Source organism: Pseudoalteromonas sp. P1-16-1b (assembly GCF_001401785.1).
Taxonomy (GTDB): domain Bacteria; phylum Pseudomonadota; class Gammaproteobacteria; order Enterobacterales; family Alteromonadaceae; genus Pseudoalteromonas; species Pseudoalteromonas undina.
Genome location: NZ_LKGQ01000077.1, coordinates 1 through 230 on the forward strand (window position 1 = coordinate 1; position 230 = coordinate 230).

Consider the following 230-nt stretch of genomic DNA (forward strand, 5'->3'; position numbering starts at 1 on the left):
GTTTAAGTGCCTCGATAGCTCAGTTGGTAGAGCAGAGGATTGAAAATCCTCGTGTCCCTGGTTCGATTCCGGGTCGAGGCACCATTTATTATAGTAATGGTGTTTAAGTAAATAAATTAAACATCTTTACGCGTGCCTTAGCACACAGTTTTGTGTGCCGACTTAGCTCAGCTGGTAGAGCAACTGACTTGTAATCAGTAGGTCAACCGTTCGACTCGGTTAGTCGGCAC

Annotated in this window: 2 tRNA genes; both read left to right on the forward strand. The window is 45.2% G+C overall.

Annotated elements, in window-relative coordinates:
• Positions 1-8: 8 nt before the first annotated feature.
• A tRNA-Phe gene (locus AN392_RS18260) sits at positions 9-84 on the forward strand.
• Between the two features lie 72 nt (positions 85-156).
• Positions 157-229, forward strand: a tRNA-Thr gene (locus AN392_RS18265).
• Position 230 lies beyond the last annotated feature (1 nt).